The following is a 956-nucleotide window of genomic DNA, read 5'->3' on the forward strand; positions in this document are numbered from 1 at the left end:
CCACCACGGTCGCCACCAGCCCCGACCCCTCGCTGGTCGGCCAACCGGTCGACATCACCGTGGTGGTGGACGCCGAGACACCCGGCACAGGAACACCGACCGGAGACGTGATCGTCACCTTCGGGGACGGGTCACCCTCCGAGACCGTGACCCTTGTGGGCGGGACGGCGACGGTGACCCACACCTACACCACCACAACCGGCAGTCCGTTCACCGTCACCGCCACCTACGGCGGGGACAGCAACTTCGTCTCCTCGACCGGCACGGACACTCAGACGGTGAGCGCGGCGGGGACCAGCACGACGGTGGTTTCGTCGCCGGATCCGTCGGTGGTGGGGCAGTCGGTGAGTTTCACGGCGTTGGTGGCGCCGGTGGCGCCGGGTGTGGGCACGCCGACGGGGACGGTCACCTTCGACTTCGGTGACGGCAGCGCGACGGTGTCGGTGCCGCTGGCCGGTGGCACTGCCACGACGACGCACGCCTACACCACGACAACCGGCAGTCCGTTCACGGTGACGGCCACCTACAGCGGGGACAGCAACTTCGTCTCCTCCACCGGCACCGATACCCAGACGGTGACCGCGGCGGTGACGACCACGACGGTGGTTTCGTCGCCGGATCCGTCGGTGGTGGGGCAGTCGGTGAGTTTCACTGCGACGGTGGCGCCGGTGGCGCCGGGTGCGGGCACGCCGACGGGGACGGTCACCTTCGACTTCGGTGACGGCAGCGCGACGGTGTCGGTGCCGCTGGCCGGTGGCACTGCCACGACGACGCACGCCTACACCACGACAACCGGCAGTCCGTTCACGGTGACGGCCACCTACAGCGGGGACAGCAACTTCGTCTCCTCCACCGGCACCGATACCCAGACGGTGACCGCGGCGGTGACGACCACGACGGTGGCTTCGTCGCCGGATCCGTCGGTGGTGGGGCAGTCGGTGAGTTTCACGGCGACG

At 69.6% G+C, this 956-nt stretch carries 1 protein-coding gene; it reads left to right on the forward strand.

The features are described 5' to 3' along the window. Positions 1-956: Ig-like domain-containing protein (locus tag ACX28W_RS43925; RefSeq protein ID WP_459005695.1), on the forward strand; the 956-nt coding region annotated here is incomplete at both ends.

The sequence above is a fragment of the Streptomyces sp. SD15 genome (genome assembly GCF_054462255.1).